This is a genomic window from Leifsonia sp. GW821-FHT13C05 (assembly GCF_058806515.1).
Genome location: NZ_JBXAPT010000002.1, coordinates 755,353 through 772,281, shown reverse-complemented (window position 1 = coordinate 772,281; position 16,929 = coordinate 755,353). Strand labels below are relative to the sequence as shown.

Sequence of the window (16,929 nt, the reverse complement as noted above, 5' to 3'; positions counted from 1 at the left end):
CCCCCCCCCCCCCCCCCCCCCCCCCCCCCCCCCCCCCCCCCCCCCCCCCCCCCCCCCGCTACACCTGTTAACGGGCAATATCCGCAGCTTTGTACACAGGTCGGACCGCCCCGCATGCGGGTTTCACCACAAGAATGAAACTGTTTTCTACACACAGGGTGTGGAAAGAAAAATCCCTGGTCAAGCGTAAAATAACTCGCGAGATTCATTTTTAGTCCACACCTTTCCACACAGGTTGTGCACAAGCAGCGCGGCGTTTCGCGCAGATTCTCCCCAACGTTATCCACAGGGCGAGTTGTGGCCTGTGGATGTGCTCCATAGGGTGGAGCGAGGTCGGCGGAAGCCGGTCGCAGGGAACCGGCGATGTCGGTGGTCACCCGCAAGATCCTGATAGTCAGCGAGCCGTGCCACGCAGTGTGGCGTGAGCGAGTTTCACTGGTATTCAGGCTGCTCGGGATGCGCGCCGTGAAAGGCCCGCGCCGGTCGCCCTGCCCGGACAGACGTGACGGAACGAAAGAGGAGAAAACGTGTCGATCGCCCACCTGGGTCTCGCAGACCAACGCGAACCGGGCGAAGCGCGCACCTCGGAACGGACACCGCCGCACGACCTCCTGGCCGAGCAGAGCGCCCTCGGCGGAATGCTGCTCAGCAAGGATGCGGTCGCCGACGTCGTCGAGGTCGTCCGCGGACCCGACTTCTACATCCCCAAGCACGAGATCATCTACGACGCGATCCTCTCCCTCTACTCGCACGGAGAGCCGACCGACGTCATCACCGTCACCGACGAACTCACCAAAGTCGGCGAGCTCTCCCGCGCGGGCGGCGCCGAATACCTGCACACGCTCACCAGCCTCGTGCCGACGGCGGCGAACGCCGGGTACTACGCGAACATCGTCGCCGAGAAGGCTCTGCTGCGCCGCCTGGTCGAGGCCGGCACCCGCATCACGCAGATGGGCTACAAGGCCGAGGGCGAAGTCCTCGACCTCGTCAACAACGCGCAGGCCGAGATCTACTCCGTCACCGGTTCGCAGGAGACCGAGGACTACGTCCCCCTCTCCGACGCCGTCACCGTCGCCATCGACGAGATCGAGGCCGCGAAGCACAAGGACGGCTCGATGACGGGCGTTCCGACCGGCTTCGCCGAGCTGGACGAACTCACCAACGGCCTCCACCCCGGCCAGATGATCATCGTCGCCGCCCGACCCGCCCTCGGAAAGTCGACGCTCGCCCTCGACTTCGCCAGGGCCGCCGCCATCAAGCACGACATGGCCACGATCTTCTTCTCCCTCGAAATGGGTAGGAGCGAGATCGCGATGCGTCTCCTCTCCGCCGAGGCATCCATCCCGCTGCAGAGCATGCGCAAGGGAATGGTGGAGAGCCGCGACTGGACGACCCTCGCATCCACTCGGGGCCGCATCAACGACGCCCCCCTCTACATCGACGACAGCCCCAACATGACCCTCGTCGAGATCCGGGCCAAGTGCCGCCGCCTCAAGCAGCGCGTCGGCCTCAAGATGGTCATCATCGACTACCTGCAGCTGATGACGAGCGGCAAGCGCGTCGAAAGCCGCCAGCAGGAGGTCAGCGAGTTCTCCCGAGCCCTCAAGCTGCTCGCCAAAGAGCTCCAGGTGCCCGTGATCGCCCTCTCCCAGCTGAACCGTGGCCCGGAGCAGCGAGCAGACAAGCTCCCCGCCCTGAGCGACCTCCGCGAGTCCGGCTCGATCGAGCAGGACGCCGACATGGTCATCCTCCTCCACCGCGAATCCGCCTACGAGAAGGACAACCCCCGCGCCGGAGAGGCCGACCTCATCGTCGCCAAGCACCGAAACGGCCCCACCCGCACCGTGACGGTCGCCTTCCAAGGCCACTTCTCCCGGTTCACGGATATGGCGCCGGTGTAGGCGGGCCACCCCACCAGCGCAAACTCCTTGCCTCGCCCCGTCCCGCGTCGGTAGCCTCGCGACCGTGACCCGGATGCGCTCCGGCCTCCCCGGCCGCGGGCTGCCTTCCGCGTTCCGAGACGAGAAGGAGACCCAGCATGGCCACCGAATCCCGCCACGTCGCATCCCTCATCGGGGCCGGCGACACGTACCGCACCGAGCTCGGCAGCATCTCCGAGCTGACCGCGGAGGACTTTCCCATCCTGAGTGGCATGTCGCTCAAGCGCATCGTGCTCGAGCCGGGTGCGATCCGGGAGCCGCAGTGGAACGTCAATGCCAACCAGATCGCATACGTGGTGGCCGGTACCGTGCTCGTGTCGATGCTGGGGGACGGTGACGAGTTCTCGACCTTCGTCGTGAAGCCGGGGCAGATGTACCACGTCGCCTCCGGCGCGGTCTATCACATCGAGAATGTCGGGGAGGGGACTGCCGAGATCATCGCCTCGCTGCGCTCCGACCGGCCGGCGCACTTCTCACTGCAGAACAGCTTCAACGCCATGTCGGATGCGGTGCTCGGCAACACCTACGACCTTCCCGCCTCCGCGTTCGAGGTGTTCGGGCGGCAGGATGCTGCGCAGATCGTGCGGCGCGACGGGGCGGCGCGCATCCCGGATTCGGCGGGGCTGCCTAACGCGCACCTGTTCGACATCGAAGCGCAGAACCCGCCGCTGTCGTACAGCTACGGCTCGGCGAGGCTGGGCCGCAAGCAGTTCTGGGCCGCCCTCGACGACCTGTCGATGTACTCGCTGAACGTCGCGAGCACCGGGATGCGCGAACCGCACTGGCATCCTGTAACCGCCGAACTCGGTTACGTGCAGAGCGGGCATGCGCGGATGACCGTGCTCGACCCGGACGGCAGCCTGGACACCTACGAGCTGGAGCCGGGGCACGCGTACTTCATCCCGCGCGCGTACCCGCACCACATCGAGGCGCTCGGCGAGGAGGGCATCCACTTCCTGATCTTCTTCGACCAGCCGACGCCCGGCGATGTCGGTTACCGGGCCACGGCGTCCGCGTTCTCGCGGGAGGTGCTGGCGGCCTCCTTCGGGGTGCCGGAGCGGCAGCTGCCGCAGTTCCCGCCGACGCCGGTCGACCCGCTGATCGTGTCACGCAACAACCCGCTCGACCCTGTGGCCTGAGCGGGCACTGTCCGGGATGCTCCGGACACACGGCCGTAACGCGCTCGCCGCATAATGCAAGCATGTCGAAGACCGCTGCCGCCCCCTCCATCGTGTCCGCGTGGGCGCCGATGGCCATCCCGGCCTTCCGCGTGCTGTGGTTCGCGCAGCTCGGCAGCAACATCGGCACCTGGATGCAGACCGTCGGCGCCCAGTGGTTCCTGGTGGATGCGGCGGCCGGCGCGACCGTGATCGCCCTCGTGCAGACCGCGAGTCTTGCCCCCGCGATGCTGTTCTCGCTTCCCGCGGGAGTGCTGGCCGACTCGCTCGACCGGCGCAAGCTGCTGATCTGGGGGATGGTCGCGAACGCCGTCATCGCGGCCGCGCTCACCGTGGTCGCGCTGCTGAACGACCTCACCCCGCTGAGCCTGCTTGCATTCACCTTCCTGTTGGGCGTCACTTCCACGCTCACCTCGCCCGCCTGGCAGGCCATCCAGCCCGAACTCGTCCCGCGCGAGCAGATCGGGGCGTCGTCGGCCCTCGGCGGCGTGACGGTGAACGGGGCGAGAGCGGTCGGGCCGGCGCTCGCCGGAGCGATCCTGTCGCTGACGGGCGCGCCCGTCGTGTTCGGCATCAACGCGCTGAGTTTCATCGCCGCAGCCGTAGCGCTGGTCTGGTGGAAGCGGCCGCCGCAGGACGGACTCGACGACAGGGAGCGGTTCGGTCCCGCGCTGCGGGCGGGTGTGCGGTACGTCGCGTCCGCCCACCTGGTGCGGCGCATCCTGTTGCGGTCGGCCCTGTTCGCGGCGCCGGCCAGTGCTCTGTGGGCGCTCCTGCCCGTCACGGCGAAACGACTCGAACTCGACTCCAGCGGCTACGGCCTGCTCCTCGGCGCGCTCGGGGTGGGCGCTGTGCTCGGGATCTTCGCCCTGCCCGTGGTGCGCAAACGGTTCTCGGACAACGTGGTGGTGGCGGTCAGCGCCGTGCTGTTCGCCGTCGGGACTGTCGCGGCCGCCTACCTGCCGTACATCCCGACGCTCCTCCTTCTCGTCCTCGCCGGGCTCGCCTGGATCGGGACCCTCACGGTCCTCAACGCCGCCCTGCAGCTGACCCTGCCGCAGTGGGTGCGCTCGCGCGGTGCCGCGGTCTACATCCTGGTCTTCATGGGCACGATGGCGATCGGCTCGTTCCTCTGGGGACTGATCGCGCAGCTGTTCGGCACCACGAACGCGCTCGCCCTCGCCGCGCTGCTGCTCCTACTCGTGGCCGCGAGCGTGCGGCTGCTGCCGCTCCTGCCGGGGACCGGAGAGATCGACCGCACCATCTCGCTCACCTGGGCGACGCCGATGCTGGTGTTCGAGCCGGATCCGACGGACGGGCCGGTGCTCGTCGAGGTCACGTACCCGGTACGGGCCGGTGAGACGTCGGAGTTCCGCGCGGCGATGGAGCACGTCGAGGACTCGCGCCGCCGGACAGGTGCATCGCGGTGGAGGCTCTACCGCAGCGGGGAGGACGAGAACAGGATGCTGGAGGCGTTCGTCGTGCCGTCGTGGGGCGAGTTCCGGCGGCAGCAGTCGCAGCGGCTCACGGGCAGGGATCGCGAGCTGTTGGCGGATGCCCTCCGCTACTGCGACGGCCCTGCCACCGAACGGCACTACTTCGCCGCCTGACCGGGTGCTATCGCAGCGGCGAAAGAGTCATTCTCCGGAATGATGCGAACGCATCCCCATCGGCGTTGAATATCGGTATGAACGTCAACCTGCTTCCGCTCGTCCAGGGCGCCGGCGCGGTCGCGCTGGCCGTCGTGGCGTTCTCGTTCGCACTCACCTGGCCGTCTGTGGTCGGCACCATCCAGGCGTTCCGGTCCGAGCGCGTCCGGCTCCTCGGGTTCGTCGGGCTGGGGCTCGCCATGCTCGCCTCCGCCGCGCTGCTCTACCTGGTGCCCGGGCTGCTGCTGCGGGACGAGCTCGCGCTGCTGATCTCGTTCCCGCTCGGGGCCACCTGGGTGATCGCCGCCATCGCGCTGATCGTGCGCGGGATGCTGCTCGACGGGGCCGCCAGGGTCATCTCGTACTCGTTCGCCGTCGTTTCCGTCAGCGGGCTCGCCGCGGGGGTCGCCTCCGCGCTCTGCGCGCAGCACAGGATCGCGGACACGATCACGCCGACCGGCGCGTTCCTGCTCGCCCTGACGGCGGTCGCCGGGGTGGTCTTCTGGTCGAACAGCGTGGACAGGATGGCGCGGGCCTAGGAGGGCCTGGCCACACCTCCACGGGTTGGCGCATCCCGCGCCCACCGCCGCGACACCCACACCACCCCGAACCCGACGCACAGGATCACCGCGGCGATCAGCAGCACGTAGAACGAGACAGACAGGTATCCGTTCGGCGAGGTGTGCGGGTTGAGGAACGGGTACGGGTACCACGGCTGCTTTCCCGTCACCGGGTCCGCTCCGAACGGCGCCCGGATGAGCGTGTAGACCGCCCAGACGATCGGGAACCCGACGATCCACCACAGGACCGAGTTGCGCAGCGCGGCACGTCCCGGCGCGAACAGCCAGTCGATCAGCAGGTAGACGGGGCCGACGACGTGCAGCACCTCGTTCGACCACTCCACCGTCTGGCCCTGCGGCAGCGGAATGTTGCGCAGCAGCAGGTTGTAGACCACGCCGGTCGTGACCATGTACGTCGTCACCGCCGCCCGCAGCCCGGTGAACCAGCCGGGGTCGTCGCCGGTGCGGGTGAAGAGGAAGACGGCGCCGATGCCCAGCACCACGACGTAGCCGATGTTCGAGTCGATCGTGAAGAAGCTGAAGAAGTTCACAACGTAGCCGGCGATGTTGCCGCCCTTGCCCGAGATGAAGTTCACACTCGTCGCGAACTGGGCGACGATCGCCACGATGGTGAGCAGGCACATCGCCGCTCGGACGATTCCGAAACCGATCCGCATCCGGAGCCCTTCGTGGTCGGGTGGTGCTCGGACAGGAGACAGCCCGAGCATACCGAGCGCCCGCGCGCGCACGCGGCAAACGCGCAGGCGCACCGCGACTAAACTAGCGGGGAAACCCGTACGAGAGAGGTCGCCGAGTGGCACCCGCTGTTCCTGCCCCGAAGTCCAACCGGTACTGGGTGGTCCCCGCTGTCCGCGCCGTCGTCGCGCTCGCGGCGACCGCCGTCATCACCTTCACCAGGGATGCGCACACCGCCGAGTTCGGACTGATCGTCTTCGGGGTGTTCGCCATCCTCGACGGACTCGCCACGGCGGTCCTCACAGCCACCAGCGGCCTCCGCGGCAACACGCGCACCCTCTTCATCGTGCAGGGCGCCATCGGCGTCATCGCCGGTGTGCTCGCCCTCACGCTGATGACCAGCGGCCTCGGCCTCTACCTCTATCTCGTGACCGTGTGGGCGGCGCTCACCGGCTTCCTCGAGCTCTACAACGGCATCCGCAACCGGGGCAGGGATGCGGCCGCCCGCGACTGGCTCATCACCGGCGCGCTGACCGCCGTGCTCGCCATCGCCTTCCTGCTCATCCCGGTGGATGCGCTGCTCTCGATCGGTCTGTTCGGGGCGTGGGCCGTGATCGTGGGCGTCTTCCAGGCGATCGGCGCCGTGTCGCTGAGGAGCGCATCCCGTGCCGTAGCCGCCGAGCAGAACGCGGGGAACGGATCGTGACCAAGCGTGACAAGAAAGACCAGAGCGTGACCTCCGACTCGAAACTCCAGCCCACCCGCAAAGACCGGTTCCTGCCCGCGGAACTGCTCGGCATCTCGGCGGCGCTCGCCGTCTTCGTCGGCCTGATCGTGCTGATCGCGACCCGCGAGTTCCTGCTCGCCGGCGTGAGCTTCGGCATCGCGTTCATCGTCGCGCTCGTCCTGATGGCGCTCTTCGCGCTCGCCTTCAAGCCGAACGCCGCCGAGGTCCACGACCTCCAGGAGCAGAACGGCGAGTCCCCCGACTCTCCTGACTCCCCCAAGCCCTCCGCGCACTAGCCCAAAACAATCGAGTCCGAAGCTCTTCACGCGACACGCCGAGCGTGACCGTGAGTAACTTCGGACTCGATTGTCTTTGGGGTCAGAGCCGGTCGACGAGAGCCGAGGCGAGGCCCGTGTACGTGTGCGGCGTGAGCGCGAGCAGACGGTTCTTGGCGGCCTGGCCGATGTCGAGGGTGTTGACGAAGTCGGTGAGGCCCTGGTGGTCGACGCGCTTGCCGCGGGTGAGCTCCTTGAGCATTGCGTACGGGTCGGTGATCTGCGACCGCCCCGCCGTGACCTCGGCGCGGATGACCGTCTGGATCGCCTCCGCGAGCACCTCCCAGTTGGCGTCGAGGTCGGCAGCGAGCAGGTCGCGGTCGAGGGCGATCTGACCGAGGCCGCGCTGGATGTTGTCCAGGGCCAGCAGGGAGTGCCCGAGGCCCACGCCGATGTTGCGCTGCGTGGTGGAGTCGGTGAGGTCGCGCTGCAGGCGGCTTGTCACCAGCGTCGCAGCGAGCGAGTCGAGCACGGCCGAGCTCAGTTCGAGATTGGCCTCCGCGTTCTCGAACCGGATCGGGTTGACCTTGTGCGGCATCGTCGACGAGCCCGTCGCGCCGGGCTCCGGCGTCTGCCGGAAGTAGCCGAGCGAGATGTACGTCCAGATGTCCGTCGCCAGGTTGTGCAGCACCCGGTTGGCGTGCGAGATCTTCGCGTACAGCTCCGCCTGCCAGTCGTGCGACTCGATCTGCGTGGTCAGCGGGTTCCAGTCGAGCCCGAGACTGGTGACGAACTCCTCCGAGATGCGCGGCCAGTCGGCGTCCGCATCCGCCACGAGGTGCGCGGCGAAGGTGCCGGTCGCGCCGCTGAACTTGCCGAGGTATTCGTTGTGGTCGATCTGCTTCGCGATGCGCTCGAGGCGGTAGACGAAGACGGCGAGCTCTTTGCCCATCGTCGTCGGCGTCGCCGGCTGACCGTGCGTACGCGCCAGCATGGCGTCGTCGCGGTACTCGAACGCCTGAGCGCGCAGCTCGCCGATCACGGCGCGCAGCTTGGGCAGCCACACCTCGTTCACGGCCGCGCTCACCGTGAGCGCATAGGAGAGGTTGTTGATGTCCTCGCTGGTGGCCGCGAAGTGGGTCAGCTCGGCGATGCTGTCGAGCCCGAGAGCGTGCAGGCGCTCGCGCACCAGGTACTCCACGGCCTTCACGTCGTGCTTGGTGGTGGCTTCGAGCTCCGCGAGCCTGTCGATCTCCGGCTGGCCGAAGTCGTCGACGAGCGCGCGCAGCGAGCGCACCTGCTCCTCCGTGAGCGGGGTGGACCCGAACATCCGGTGGCTCGTCAGGTAGATGAGCCATTCGACCTCGACCTGGACGCGGGCCCGGTTGAGGCCGGCCTCCGAGAGGTGGTCGCCGAGGCCGAGCACCGCCGAGCGGTAACGGCCGTCGAGTGGGCTCAGCGGCTGGGGAGGCAGCGCGGTCATGGGTCTCCTTGCGTGGTGGGGTCTGACCTATTCTCCCGCATCCACGCTGTCAGCGTCGCGTGAGCGGGCGCAGGATCAGGCCCATGAGCCAGGCGATGAGCGCGAGCACCAGGGCGCCGAGCACACCCCACCAGAAGCCCGCGATGTAGAGCCCGAAGCCCATCAGTCCGCTGATCCACGCCACGAGCAGCAGGAGCAGCCCGTTCACGATGAACGAGATGAGCCCGAGCGTCAGGATGTAGATCGGGAACGCGACGATCCGGATGGCGGTGCCGACGATCGCGTTGACCACACCGAAGATCAGCGCGATCAGCAGATAGGTGAGGATCGTCGGCAGCGTGCCCTCTGCGTATGGGCGGACGGTGACGCCGGACACGATGAGGGTCGTGAACCAGAGGGCGAGAGCGTTGATGATGAGCTTGACGAGGAATCTCATGCGTCCATGATCCCAGGTGGCGCATCCAGGAAGCGAGGGGTGGAGCGAGAATTCCCGCGGCGGTATGCGGCCGCGGGTAAGTTAGGGGCGTGAGTACCGAACACACCCGTGGCGTGAGGCTGCGCCCCGAGATCGTGGCTGTTCCCGCATACAAGCAGGGAAGGCCGGCCCCGGCCGACGGCTTCAAGCTGTCCAGCAACGAGAACCCGTTCCCTCCCCTTCCGTCGGTGGTGGATGCGGTCACCCGCGTCCTCAGCGACCTCAACCGCTACCCGAACGCGGGCGGCGGCGACCTTCGGCAGCGTCTCGCCGACCGGCACGGCGTCGACGTCGAGCAGGTGCACCTCGGAAACGGCTCCGTCTCCCTGCTCTCGCAGCTCATCTCCGCCGCGGCGGGCGTCGGCGACGAGGTCGTCTATTCGTGGCGTTCGTTCGAGGCGTACCCCGGGCTCGTGACGGTCGCCGGCGCGACCAGCGTGCAGGTCCCAAACCGCGCGGACGGCAGCCACGACCTGGATGCGCTGGCGGCGGCCATCACCGACCGCACCCGTGCCGTCATCGTCTGCACCCCGAACAACCCGACGGGCACGATCGTCACCGCGGCGGACTTCGAGCGCTTCATGGCCGCCGTGCCCTCCGACCTGCTGGTGCTCCTCGACGAGGCGTACTACGAGTTCGTCACCGACGACGACGCCGTCGACGGCATCCCCCTTCTCGGCCGATATCCCAACCTCGTGGTGCTGCGCACCTTCTCCAAGGCCTACGGTCTGGCCGCGCTGCGGATCGGATACGCGGTCGGTCCGGCGCACGTACTCGACGCCGCCCGCTCTGCGGCGATCCCGCTGTCCGTCACCGACGCCGCGCGCATCGCCGCGCTCGCCTCCATCGAGGCGGAGGACGAGCTGATGGAGCGCGTCGCCCGCATCGCGATGCGCCGCGACCAGCTGCGGGATGCGCTGATCGCGCAGGGCTGGGCGGTGCCGGAGGCGCAGGGCAACTTCGTCTGGCTCGCCACCGGCGACCAGACCGCCGAGGCGAACGACGCGTTCTTCGACGCGGGACTGACGGTCCGCGCGTTCGTGCCCGAGGGCATCCGGATCAGTGTCGGGGAGCAGGAGTCTGTGGACAAACTCCTTGAGGTGGCCGCAGATATTGTGCGGAACCTACCAAATGGGCACCCCGCCAAGCGGTTAGGTTAGACAGGTGGTTGCCACGAACGATACCCCGCGCCCGGCGAACACGGTCCAGCTGCTGACAGCAGACGGCCGTTTCCAGCCCAGCGAACTCGCAGCGGAATACCTGCCCTACCTCGAACGACTGGACGAGGACGACTACCGGCGGCTGTACCGCGACATGGTCAAGGTCCGCGCCTTCGACCACGAAGCCGCGAACCTGCAGCGCCAGGGCCAGCTCGGGCTCTGGGTGCCGAGCATGGGCCAGGAGGGTGCGCAGGTGGGCTCCGCCCACGCCGCCCGCCCGCAGGACCACCTCTTCCCCTCCTACCGCGAGCACGTCGTCGGCATGATCCGCGGCATCGACCCCGTCGGCATCATGGGGCTCCTCCGCGGCACGACGCACGGCGGCTGGGACCCGACGGACCCCGCTGTGCAGAACTTCCACCTCTACACGCTGGTGATCGGCTCGCACACGCTGCACGCCACCGGATACGCGATGGGCATCAAGTTCGACGGCAAGGTCGGCACGGGCAACCCGGAGACCGACGAGGCCGCCATCGTCTACTTCGGCGACGGCGCCACCAGCCAAGGCGACGTGAGCGAGGCGTTCGTCTTCGCCGCCAGCTACCAGACCCCGCAGGTCTTCTTCCTGCAGAACAACCAGTGGGCCATCTCGGTGCCCGTCACCACCCAGTCGCGATCGCCGCTCTACCTGCGATCCAGCGGATTCGGCATCCCCGGCGTTCAGATCGACGGAAACGACGTGCTCGCCTCGTACGCGGTCACCGCCAAGCACCTCGACGACGCCCGCAACGGCGAAGGCCCGAGCATGATCGAAGCCCTCACCTACCGGATGGGCGCCCACACCTCCAGCGACGACCCGAGCAAGTACCGCACGGACGAAGAGACGGCGTACTGGGGCGAGCGCGATCCGATCGTGCGGTTCAGGACGTTCCTCGAACAGCAGGGCGTCGGTCAGGCGTTCTTCGACAGCGCGGACGAGGAGGGGGCCGACCTGGCCGCCGACGTCCGCAGGCGCACCCTCGAACTGGAGGTGCCGCCCATCGCGTCGATGTTCGACAACGTCTACAGTGAGCCGCACCCGCTGATGGACGAGCAGAAGCAGTGGCTCACCGATTACGAAGCATCGTTCGGAGGTGACGCATGAGCGACGTGAGAAGCGAAGCGCCCGAGACGGAGGGCGAGATCGTCGAGGCTGAACTGGTGGAGACGCCGGAGCACTCCGACGCACCGGTCGGCGAGGACACCCAGGCCATCGACGTGGTCGAGATCATCGAGAGCGAGCCGGGCTCCATCGTGCTCGAAGAGCACGTCGCCGAGCAGGAGTGGTCGCGCGAGTTCACGATCGAGGACGCGGCTCCCACCCCCACGGGCACCGAGACGGCTCAGGATGCGCGCGCCGAGGATGGCGAGCAGGCCGAGGCCGCAGAGTCGTCCGAAGCCGCCGAGTCGTCGGAGTCGTCTGAGCCCGCCGAAGCCGCAGAGCCCGCTCAGCCTTCCGCGCCCGCCGAGCCGGAGCCGCGCATCCAGTCGCTGCCGATGGTCAAGGCGCTCAACGCCGGACTGAGGAAGGCGCTCGCCGACGACGACCGCGTGCTCATCCTGGGCGAGGACGTCGGCCCGCTCGGCGGTGTCTTCCGCGTGACGGAGGGCCTGCAGAAGGAGTTCGGTCCGCAGCGCGTCATCGACACGCCGCTCGCCGAAGCGGGCATCGTCGGAACGGCCATCGGTCTCGCGATGCGCGGGTACCGTCCCGTGCTGGAGATCCAGTTCAACGGCTTCATCTTCCCCGGCTTCGACCAGATCACCACCCAGCTGGCCAAGCTCACCAACCGGCACGACGGCAAGATCAGCATGCCGATCGTCATCCGGGTGCCGCACGGCGGTCACATCGGCGCTGTCGAGCACCACCAGGAAGCCCCCGAGGCGTACTTCGCGCACACGGCCGGCCTGCGCATCGTCGCACCGTCGACCCCGCACGACGCGTACTGGATGATCCAGGAGGCCATCCAGTCGAACGACCCCGTGCTCTTCTTCGAGCCGATGAGCCGCTACTGGCCCAAGGGCGAGGTCGACCTGGCCGAGAACGAGACGCCGCTGCACGCCAGCCGCGTCGTCCGCACCGGCACGGACGCCACCGTCGTGGCGTGGGCCGGGATGGTCAGTGTCGCGATGCGCGCTGCAGAGCTCGCCGCCGAGGAGGGCCGCAGCATCGAGGTCATCGACGTGCGCTCGCTCTCGCCGATCGACTACACGCCGATCGTGGAGTCCGTGCGGAAGACCGGCAGGCTCGTGGTCGCCCAGGAGGCGCCCGGCAACGTCAGCGTCGGCTCGGAGATCGCCGCGACCGTCACCGAGAAGGCGTTCTACTCCCTCGAGTCCCCCGTGCTGCGGGTGGCCGGATTCGACACCCCGTTCCCTCCCGCGAAGCTCGAGGACATCTACCTCCCCGACGCCGACCGCATCCTCGAAGCCGTCGACAGGGCGCTCGCGTACTGATCCGGCCGCCGCAGCGCGTCCGCGTCGTCACCTGATCCCGCTTACCGAAAGAAGTCGCACATGAGCGAATCGAAGTTCCTTCTTCCCGATGTCGGCGAGGGTCTGACCGAGGCCGAGATCGTCGCCTGGAAGGTCGCGCCCGGCGACCCGGTGGCGGTCAACCAGGTGATCGTCGAGATCGAGACGGCCAAGTCGCTCGTCGAGCTGCCGTCGCCGTTCGAGGGCGTCGTCGGCGAGTTGCTGGTGTCCGAAGGACAGACAGTGGATGTGGGCACGCCCATCATCACCGTTTCGAGCGACGCCGGAGCAGGCTCGGCCGACGCCGGCGAACCGCAGGCGGCGGAGCCGCAAAGCGAGGTGGCCGAAGCCGCCGCCGACACCGCGGCCAGCGTCTCCCACGAAGTGGATGCGCCCGCCGAGAAGCCGGGAGCAGTGCTCGTCGGCTACGGCGCGGCCGGACACGGCGCCAGCAGGCGCCGCAGGGTCACCCATCCCGGCACGTCGGCCATCCCGGTCGCGACGAGCGGCGCAGCCGCGCCTGCGCCCGCTGCCGCGGCAGCGCCGGCGGCCACAGCGAGCCAGGCGGCCGCCGCCCCGGCCACGGCGGCGACGCAACCCGCCCCCGCCGCACCGTCGCTCACCGTGCGCTCCGAGGTGCACGTGACCCCGACCATCCCGGTGATCGCCAAGCCGCCCATCCGGAAGCTCGCCAAAGACCTCGGCGTCGACCTGACGCTGGTGACCCCCACCGGTCCGATCGGCGAGGTCACCCGCGAGGACGTGCTGCGCGAGGCGACGCAGGCGAGCGTGTTCCGCAACATCCAGACCCCGGAGTGGCCGAACGACCGCGAGGACCGCATCCCGGTCAAGGGCGTGCGCAAGACGATCGCGAACGCGATGGTGTCCAGTGCGTTCAGCGCTCCGCACGTCAGCCTGTTCGTCGACGTGGATGCGACCCGCACGATGGAGTTCGTCAAGCGCCTCAAGAACTCGCCGGACTTCATCGGCGTGAAGGTCTCCCCGCTGCTCATCATGGCGAAGGCGATCATCTGGGCCGTTCGCCGCAACCCCACCGTGAACTCGTCGTGGACCGACGAGGAGATCATCGTGCGCCACTACGTGAACCTCGGCATCGCGGCGGCGACCCCGCGCGGCCTCATCGTGCCGAACATCAAAGAGGCGCAGGAGATGTCCCTGCTCGAACTCGCCACGGCGCTCGAACAGCTCACCCTCACCGCCCGCGACGGCAAGACGACCCCGGCCGAGATGTCAGGCGGCACCATCACGATCACCAACATCGGCGTGTTCGGGATGGACACCGGCACGCCCATCCTGAACCCGGGCGAGGTCGGCATCGTCGCCCTCGGCACGATCAAGCAGAAGCCGTGGGTCGTCGACGGCGAGGTGCGGCCGCGGTTCGTCACAACGCTGGGCGCGTCGTTCGACCATCGCGTGGTGGACGGCGACGTCGCATCCCGGTTCCTGGCGGATGTGGCTTCGATCATCGAGGAGCCCGCGCTGCTGCTCGACTGATGATGGTTTTGACAATCATTATCAATAAGGATTAGTGTGTGGGGGTGCCGCTCACCGGCGCGCATCCATCGACCAGCCGAATTAGACAGGCCCCCACATGAAGTCGCGCTCCATCGCCACACTTCTCACCCTTCCGCTCGCCGCCGCCCTCGCCCTCACGGGATGCTCGGCCGGCGCATCCGGAGCAGCGGACTCCGACAAGACCGTCTCCGTCGTCGCCAGCACCAACGTGTACGGCGACATCGCCAAGACCATCGCGGGCGACGCCGTCCAGGTCACCTCCCTGATGGACAACCCGGCCCAGGACCCGCACTCGTTCGAGGCCAGCGCCCAGAACCAGCTCGCCGTCTCCAAAGCCGACATCATCATCGAGAACGGCGGAGGCTACGACGACTTCATGGACACGCTGAGGAAGTCGGCGGGCGACAAGGCGGCCGTGCTCAACGTCGTCGACATCTCCGGCAAGAAGGCGACGGCGGGCGACCACCTCAACGAGCACGTCTGGTACGACTTCCCCACCATCCAGAAGTTCACTGGGAAGCTAGTGGATGCGCTGACGAAGGCCGACCCGTCGCAGGCGTCGACGTTCAACAAGAACGCCGCAGCCTTCACCGCAGACCTCGGCGATCTGGAACAGCGCACGGCCGACCTCAAGAAGAAGTACGCGGGCGAGGGCGCCGCCATCACCGAGCCCGTTCCGCTCTACCTCCTCGACGCCATGGGGCTCGTCAACAAGACCCCGGAGGCGTTCAGCTCGGCCATCGAGGAGGGCACCGACGTGTCGCCCTCCGTGCTCAACGAGATGCTGCACCTGTTCAGCGACAACGCCGTGAAGGTCTTTGCATACAATGAGCAGACCAGCGGCCCGGAGACCGAGAAGGTCCTCGCGGCGGCGAAGAGCGCAGACGTTCCCGTCGTCCCTGTGACAGAGACCCTGCCGGCAGGCAAGGACTACATCAGCTGGATGACGAGCAACGTCGACGCCGTGGCCAAGGCCCTCGGCGAATGACCGCCGAAGCGGTCGAGCCGCTGGAGCGCGTTCCATCCCCCGACCAGCGGCCCGTGGTGCTGCGGCTCAGGGACGCGAACCTCGGCTTCGGCGACCGCACCCTGTGGAGCGGCCTCGACCTGGATGTGCACGCCGGCGAGTTCGTCGCCGTGCTCGGTCCGAACGGCTCCGGCAAGACCAGCCTGCTGAAGACGATCCTCGGCCAGCAGCAGCTCGACTCCGGCACGATCCAGTTCGACGGTCACGACGTGCGTCGCGGCGACAGGCGGATCGGGTACATCCCGCAGCAGAAGATCATCGCCTCCGGCACCCCGATGCGCGCCCGCGACCTCGTCGCACTCGGCGTCAACGGGCACCGCTGGGGGCTGCCCATCCCCACCAAGGCCGACAAGGCGCAGGTGGAGCAGCTGATCGACTCCGTCGGAGCACGCCGATACGCCAACGTGCCCGTCGGCAGCCTCTCCGGCGGCGAGCAGCAGCGGCTCCGCGTCGCCCAGGCGCTCGCCGGGGACCCGTCGCTGCTGCTCTGCGACGAACCGCTCCTCTCCCTCGACCTGCAGCACCAGCGCGGCGTCAGCGAACTGATCGACAAGCGCAGGCGCGACCACGACAGCGCCGTCGTCTTCGTCACCCACGACGTGAACCCCGTGCTCGGGATGGTCGACAAGGTGCTCTATCTGGCCGGCGGCCGGTTCCGCGAGGGCACCCCGGACGACGTGCTACGCAGCGACGTGCTCACCGAGCTGTACGGCACGCCGATCGACGTGATCCGCAGCCGCGGGCGCATCGTGGTGGTCGGGATCCCGGACTCCGAGACCCACGACCACCACCATCACGGGCACACCGCGCATCCGGAGCCTGCGGCATGATCGCGCACCTGGCAACCAGCACCGACCTGTGGTCGCAGCTGTTCGACTTCGCCAACTACGGAGAACTGCTCGCGCTGGTGAAGAACTCGATCTTCGCGGGAGCCGTGCTCGGCGTCGTCGGCGGACTGATCGGCGTGTTCGTGATGCAGCGGGACATGGCGTTCGCCGTGCACGGGATCAGCGAGCTCTCCTTCGCCGGCGCGGCCGCCGCCCTGCTGTTCGGGGCGAACGTCGTGATCGGTTCGGTGGCCGGGTCGCTCATCGCGGCCGTGCTGATCGGCCTGCTCGGCGCGAAGGCGAGGGACAGGAACTCGATCATCGCGGTGCTGATGCCGTTCGGGCTCGGTCTCGGCATCCTGTTCCTCGCGTTGTACCCGGGCAGGAGTGCCAACAAGTTCGGGCTGCTCACCGGGCAGATCGTCTCCGTCGACGACCCCCAGCTCGGCTGGCTGCTCGGGATCGGCGCCGTGGTGCTGATCGGGCTCCTGGTGATCTGGCGCCCTCTGACCTTCGACAGCCTGGATGCGGATGTCGCCGCCTCCCGCGGGGTGCCCGTGCGGTTCGTCGCCCTGGCGTTCATGGTGCTCCTCGGGCTCGCCGTAGCCGTGTCCGTGCAGATCGTCGGAGCGCTGCTCGTGCTGTCGCTGCTGGTGACCCCGGCCGCCGCCGCGATGCGCGTCTCGTCGTCGCCGCTCGTCGTTCCCCTGCTCAGCGTCGGCTTCGCGCTCGTCTCCGTCGTCGGAGGCATCATGCTCGCGATCGGCAGCGCCCTGCCGATCAGCCCGTACGTCACCACCATCTCGTTCGTCATCTACGTGGTCTGCCGCCTGATCGGCGGACGCCAGGGTTCACGGCGACTCGTGAGGCAGAACGGATAAC

The 16,929-nt window shown here is 68.2% G+C and carries 16 protein-coding genes; 13 read left to right on the top strand and 3 right to left on the bottom strand.

From position 1 onward, the window contains the following. Positions 1 to 527: 527 nt before the first annotated feature. The 4 genes from dnaB to AC1ROC_RS10395 all read left to right on the top strand — a co-directional run bounded on the left by dnaB (position 528) and on the right by AC1ROC_RS10395 (position 5,306). Positions 528 to 1,901, top strand: a complete 1,374-nt coding sequence (dnaB, locus tag AC1ROC_RS10410; RefSeq protein ID WP_085367431.1) for a replicative DNA helicase — start codon at positions 528 to 530, stop codon at positions 1,899 to 1,901. Between the two features lie 137 nt (positions 1,902 to 2,038). After that, entirely contained in the window at positions 2,039 to 3,079 is a 1,041-nt protein-coding gene (locus AC1ROC_RS10405; RefSeq protein ID WP_492999990.1) for a cupin domain-containing protein, read from the top strand. A gap of 62 nt (positions 3,080 to 3,141) precedes the next feature. Next, a complete protein-coding gene (locus AC1ROC_RS10400; protein ID WP_492999988.1) occupies positions 3,142 to 4,728 on the top strand; it encodes an MFS transporter in 1,587 nt (528 codons plus the stop codon). A gap of 77 nt (positions 4,729 to 4,805) precedes the next feature. Then, complete coding sequence (locus AC1ROC_RS10395; RefSeq protein WP_492999986.1) at positions 4,806 to 5,306, top strand: hypothetical protein; 501 nt, start codon at positions 4,806 to 4,808, stop codon at positions 5,304 to 5,306. On the opposite strand, the gene AC1ROC_RS10390 is transcribed toward AC1ROC_RS10395, so the two are convergent. Continuing rightward, positions 5,303 to 6,004: a Pr6Pr family membrane protein gene (locus tag AC1ROC_RS10390; protein ID WP_085367426.1), complete on the bottom strand. Its 702-nt coding sequence runs from the start codon at positions 6,002 to 6,004 to the stop codon at positions 5,303 to 5,305. The two genes, AC1ROC_RS10395 and AC1ROC_RS10390, sit on opposite strands and share 4 nt — an antisense overlap. 137 nt (positions 6,005 to 6,141) lie before the next feature. Between AC1ROC_RS10390 and AC1ROC_RS10385 the strand changes: the two genes are divergently transcribed. Together AC1ROC_RS10385 and AC1ROC_RS10380 are read left to right on the top strand one after the other, a co-directional pair. Next, complete coding sequence (locus AC1ROC_RS10385) at positions 6,142 to 6,729, top strand: HdeD family acid-resistance protein (RefSeq protein ID WP_492999984.1); 588 nt, start codon at positions 6,142 to 6,144, stop codon at positions 6,727 to 6,729. Then, complete coding sequence (locus tag AC1ROC_RS10380; RefSeq protein WP_492999982.1) at positions 6,726 to 7,046, top strand: hypothetical protein; 321 nt, start codon at positions 6,726 to 6,728, stop codon at positions 7,044 to 7,046. The genes AC1ROC_RS10385 and AC1ROC_RS10380 overlap by 4 nt, the downstream gene beginning before the upstream one ends. A gap of 82 nt (positions 7,047 to 7,128) precedes the next feature. On the opposite strand, the gene purB is transcribed toward AC1ROC_RS10380, so the two are convergent. Continuing rightward, positions 7,129 to 8,508 (bottom strand): adenylosuccinate lyase, encoded by a 1,380-nt coding sequence (gene purB, locus AC1ROC_RS10375; RefSeq protein WP_085367423.1) that lies wholly within the window; start codon positions 8,506 to 8,508, stop codon positions 7,129 to 7,131. A gap of 49 nt (positions 8,509 to 8,557) precedes the next feature. Beyond that, positions 8,558 to 8,944, bottom strand: coding sequence for a phage holin family protein (locus tag AC1ROC_RS10370; protein ID WP_492999980.1), 387 nt, complete (start codon positions 8,942 to 8,944; stop codon positions 8,558 to 8,560). A gap of 89 nt (positions 8,945 to 9,033) precedes the next feature. Here AC1ROC_RS10370 and AC1ROC_RS10365 point away from each other — a divergent pair, with 89 nt between their 5' ends. The 7 genes from AC1ROC_RS10365 (at position 9,034) to AC1ROC_RS10335 (ending at position 16,928) form a co-directional block, all read left to right on the top strand. After that, positions 9,034 to 10,143 carry a pyridoxal phosphate-dependent aminotransferase gene (locus AC1ROC_RS10365; RefSeq protein ID WP_256921816.1) on the top strand — a complete coding sequence of 370 codons (1,110 nt, stop codon included), beginning with the start codon at positions 9,034 to 9,036 and terminating at the stop codon, positions 10,141 to 10,143. A gap of 4 nt (positions 10,144 to 10,147) precedes the next feature. Further along, entirely contained in the window at positions 10,148 to 11,287 is a 1,140-nt protein-coding gene (pdhA, locus tag AC1ROC_RS10360; RefSeq protein WP_085367420.1) for a pyruvate dehydrogenase (acetyl-transferring) E1 component subunit alpha, read from the top strand. A gap of 392 nt (positions 11,288 to 11,679) precedes the next feature. Further along, positions 11,680 to 12,639 (top strand): alpha-ketoacid dehydrogenase subunit beta, encoded by a 960-nt coding sequence (locus AC1ROC_RS10355; RefSeq protein WP_493000019.1) that lies wholly within the window; start codon positions 11,680 to 11,682, stop codon positions 12,637 to 12,639. A 60-nt stretch (positions 12,640 to 12,699) separates the two neighbouring features. After that, positions 12,700 to 14,172, top strand: coding sequence for a dihydrolipoamide acetyltransferase family protein (locus AC1ROC_RS10350; RefSeq protein ID WP_085367419.1), 1,473 nt, complete (start codon positions 12,700 to 12,702; stop codon positions 14,170 to 14,172). A gap of 97 nt (positions 14,173 to 14,269) precedes the next feature. Beyond that, positions 14,270 to 15,181 (top strand): metal ABC transporter solute-binding protein, Zn/Mn family, encoded by a 912-nt coding sequence (locus tag AC1ROC_RS10345; RefSeq protein ID WP_492999976.1) that lies wholly within the window; start codon positions 14,270 to 14,272, stop codon positions 15,179 to 15,181. After that, on the top strand, positions 15,178 to 16,050 hold the full coding sequence (locus AC1ROC_RS10340) for a metal ABC transporter ATP-binding protein (RefSeq protein ID WP_492999974.1): 873 nt from the start codon (positions 15,178 to 15,180) through the stop codon (positions 16,048 to 16,050). The genes AC1ROC_RS10345 and AC1ROC_RS10340 overlap by 4 nt, the downstream gene beginning before the upstream one ends. After that, on the top strand, positions 16,047 to 16,928 hold the full coding sequence (locus AC1ROC_RS10335) for a metal ABC transporter permease (RefSeq protein ID WP_492999972.1): 882 nt from the start codon (positions 16,047 to 16,049) through the stop codon (positions 16,926 to 16,928). Before AC1ROC_RS10340 ends, AC1ROC_RS10335 begins: the two co-directional genes overlap by 4 nt. The last annotated feature ends 1 nt before the right edge of the window (position 16,929 follow it).

Bases quoted from the DNA above. Each gene is read 5' to 3' on its own strand.
- AC1ROC_RS10405 (WP_492999990.1), top strand. From the start codon at position 2,039: ATGGCCACCGAATCCCGCCACGTCGCATCCCTCATCGGGGCCGGCGAC.
- AC1ROC_RS10400 (WP_492999988.1), top strand. From the start codon at position 3,142: ATGTCGAAGACCGCTGCCGCCCCCTCCATCGTGTCCGCGTGGGCGCCG.
- AC1ROC_RS10395 (WP_492999986.1), top strand. From the start codon at position 4,806: ATGAACGTCAACCTGCTTCCGCTCGTCCAGGGCGCCGGCGCGGTCGCG.
- AC1ROC_RS10390 (WP_085367426.1), bottom strand. From the start codon at position 6,004: ATGCGGATCGGTTTCGGAATCGTCCGAGCGGCGATGTGCCTGCTCACC.
- purB (WP_085367423.1), bottom strand. From the start codon at position 8,508: ATGACCGCGCTGCCTCCCCAGCCGCTGAGCCCACTCGACGGCCGTTAC.
- AC1ROC_RS10370 (WP_492999980.1), bottom strand. From the start codon at position 8,944: ATGAGATTCCTCGTCAAGCTCATCATCAACGCTCTCGCCCTCTGGTTC.
- AC1ROC_RS10355 (WP_493000019.1), top strand. From the start codon at position 11,680: ATGGTCAAGGCGCTCAACGCCGGACTGAGGAAGGCGCTCGCCGACGAC.
- AC1ROC_RS10350 (WP_085367419.1), top strand. From the start codon at position 12,700: ATGAGCGAATCGAAGTTCCTTCTTCCCGATGTCGGCGAGGGTCTGACC.
- AC1ROC_RS10345 (WP_492999976.1), top strand. From the start codon at position 14,270: ATGAAGTCGCGCTCCATCGCCACACTTCTCACCCTTCCGCTCGCCGCC.
- AC1ROC_RS10340 (WP_492999974.1), top strand. From the start codon at position 15,178: ATGACCGCCGAAGCGGTCGAGCCGCTGGAGCGCGTTCCATCCCCCGAC.
- AC1ROC_RS10335 (WP_492999972.1), top strand. From the start codon at position 16,047: ATGATCGCGCACCTGGCAACCAGCACCGACCTGTGGTCGCAGCTGTTC.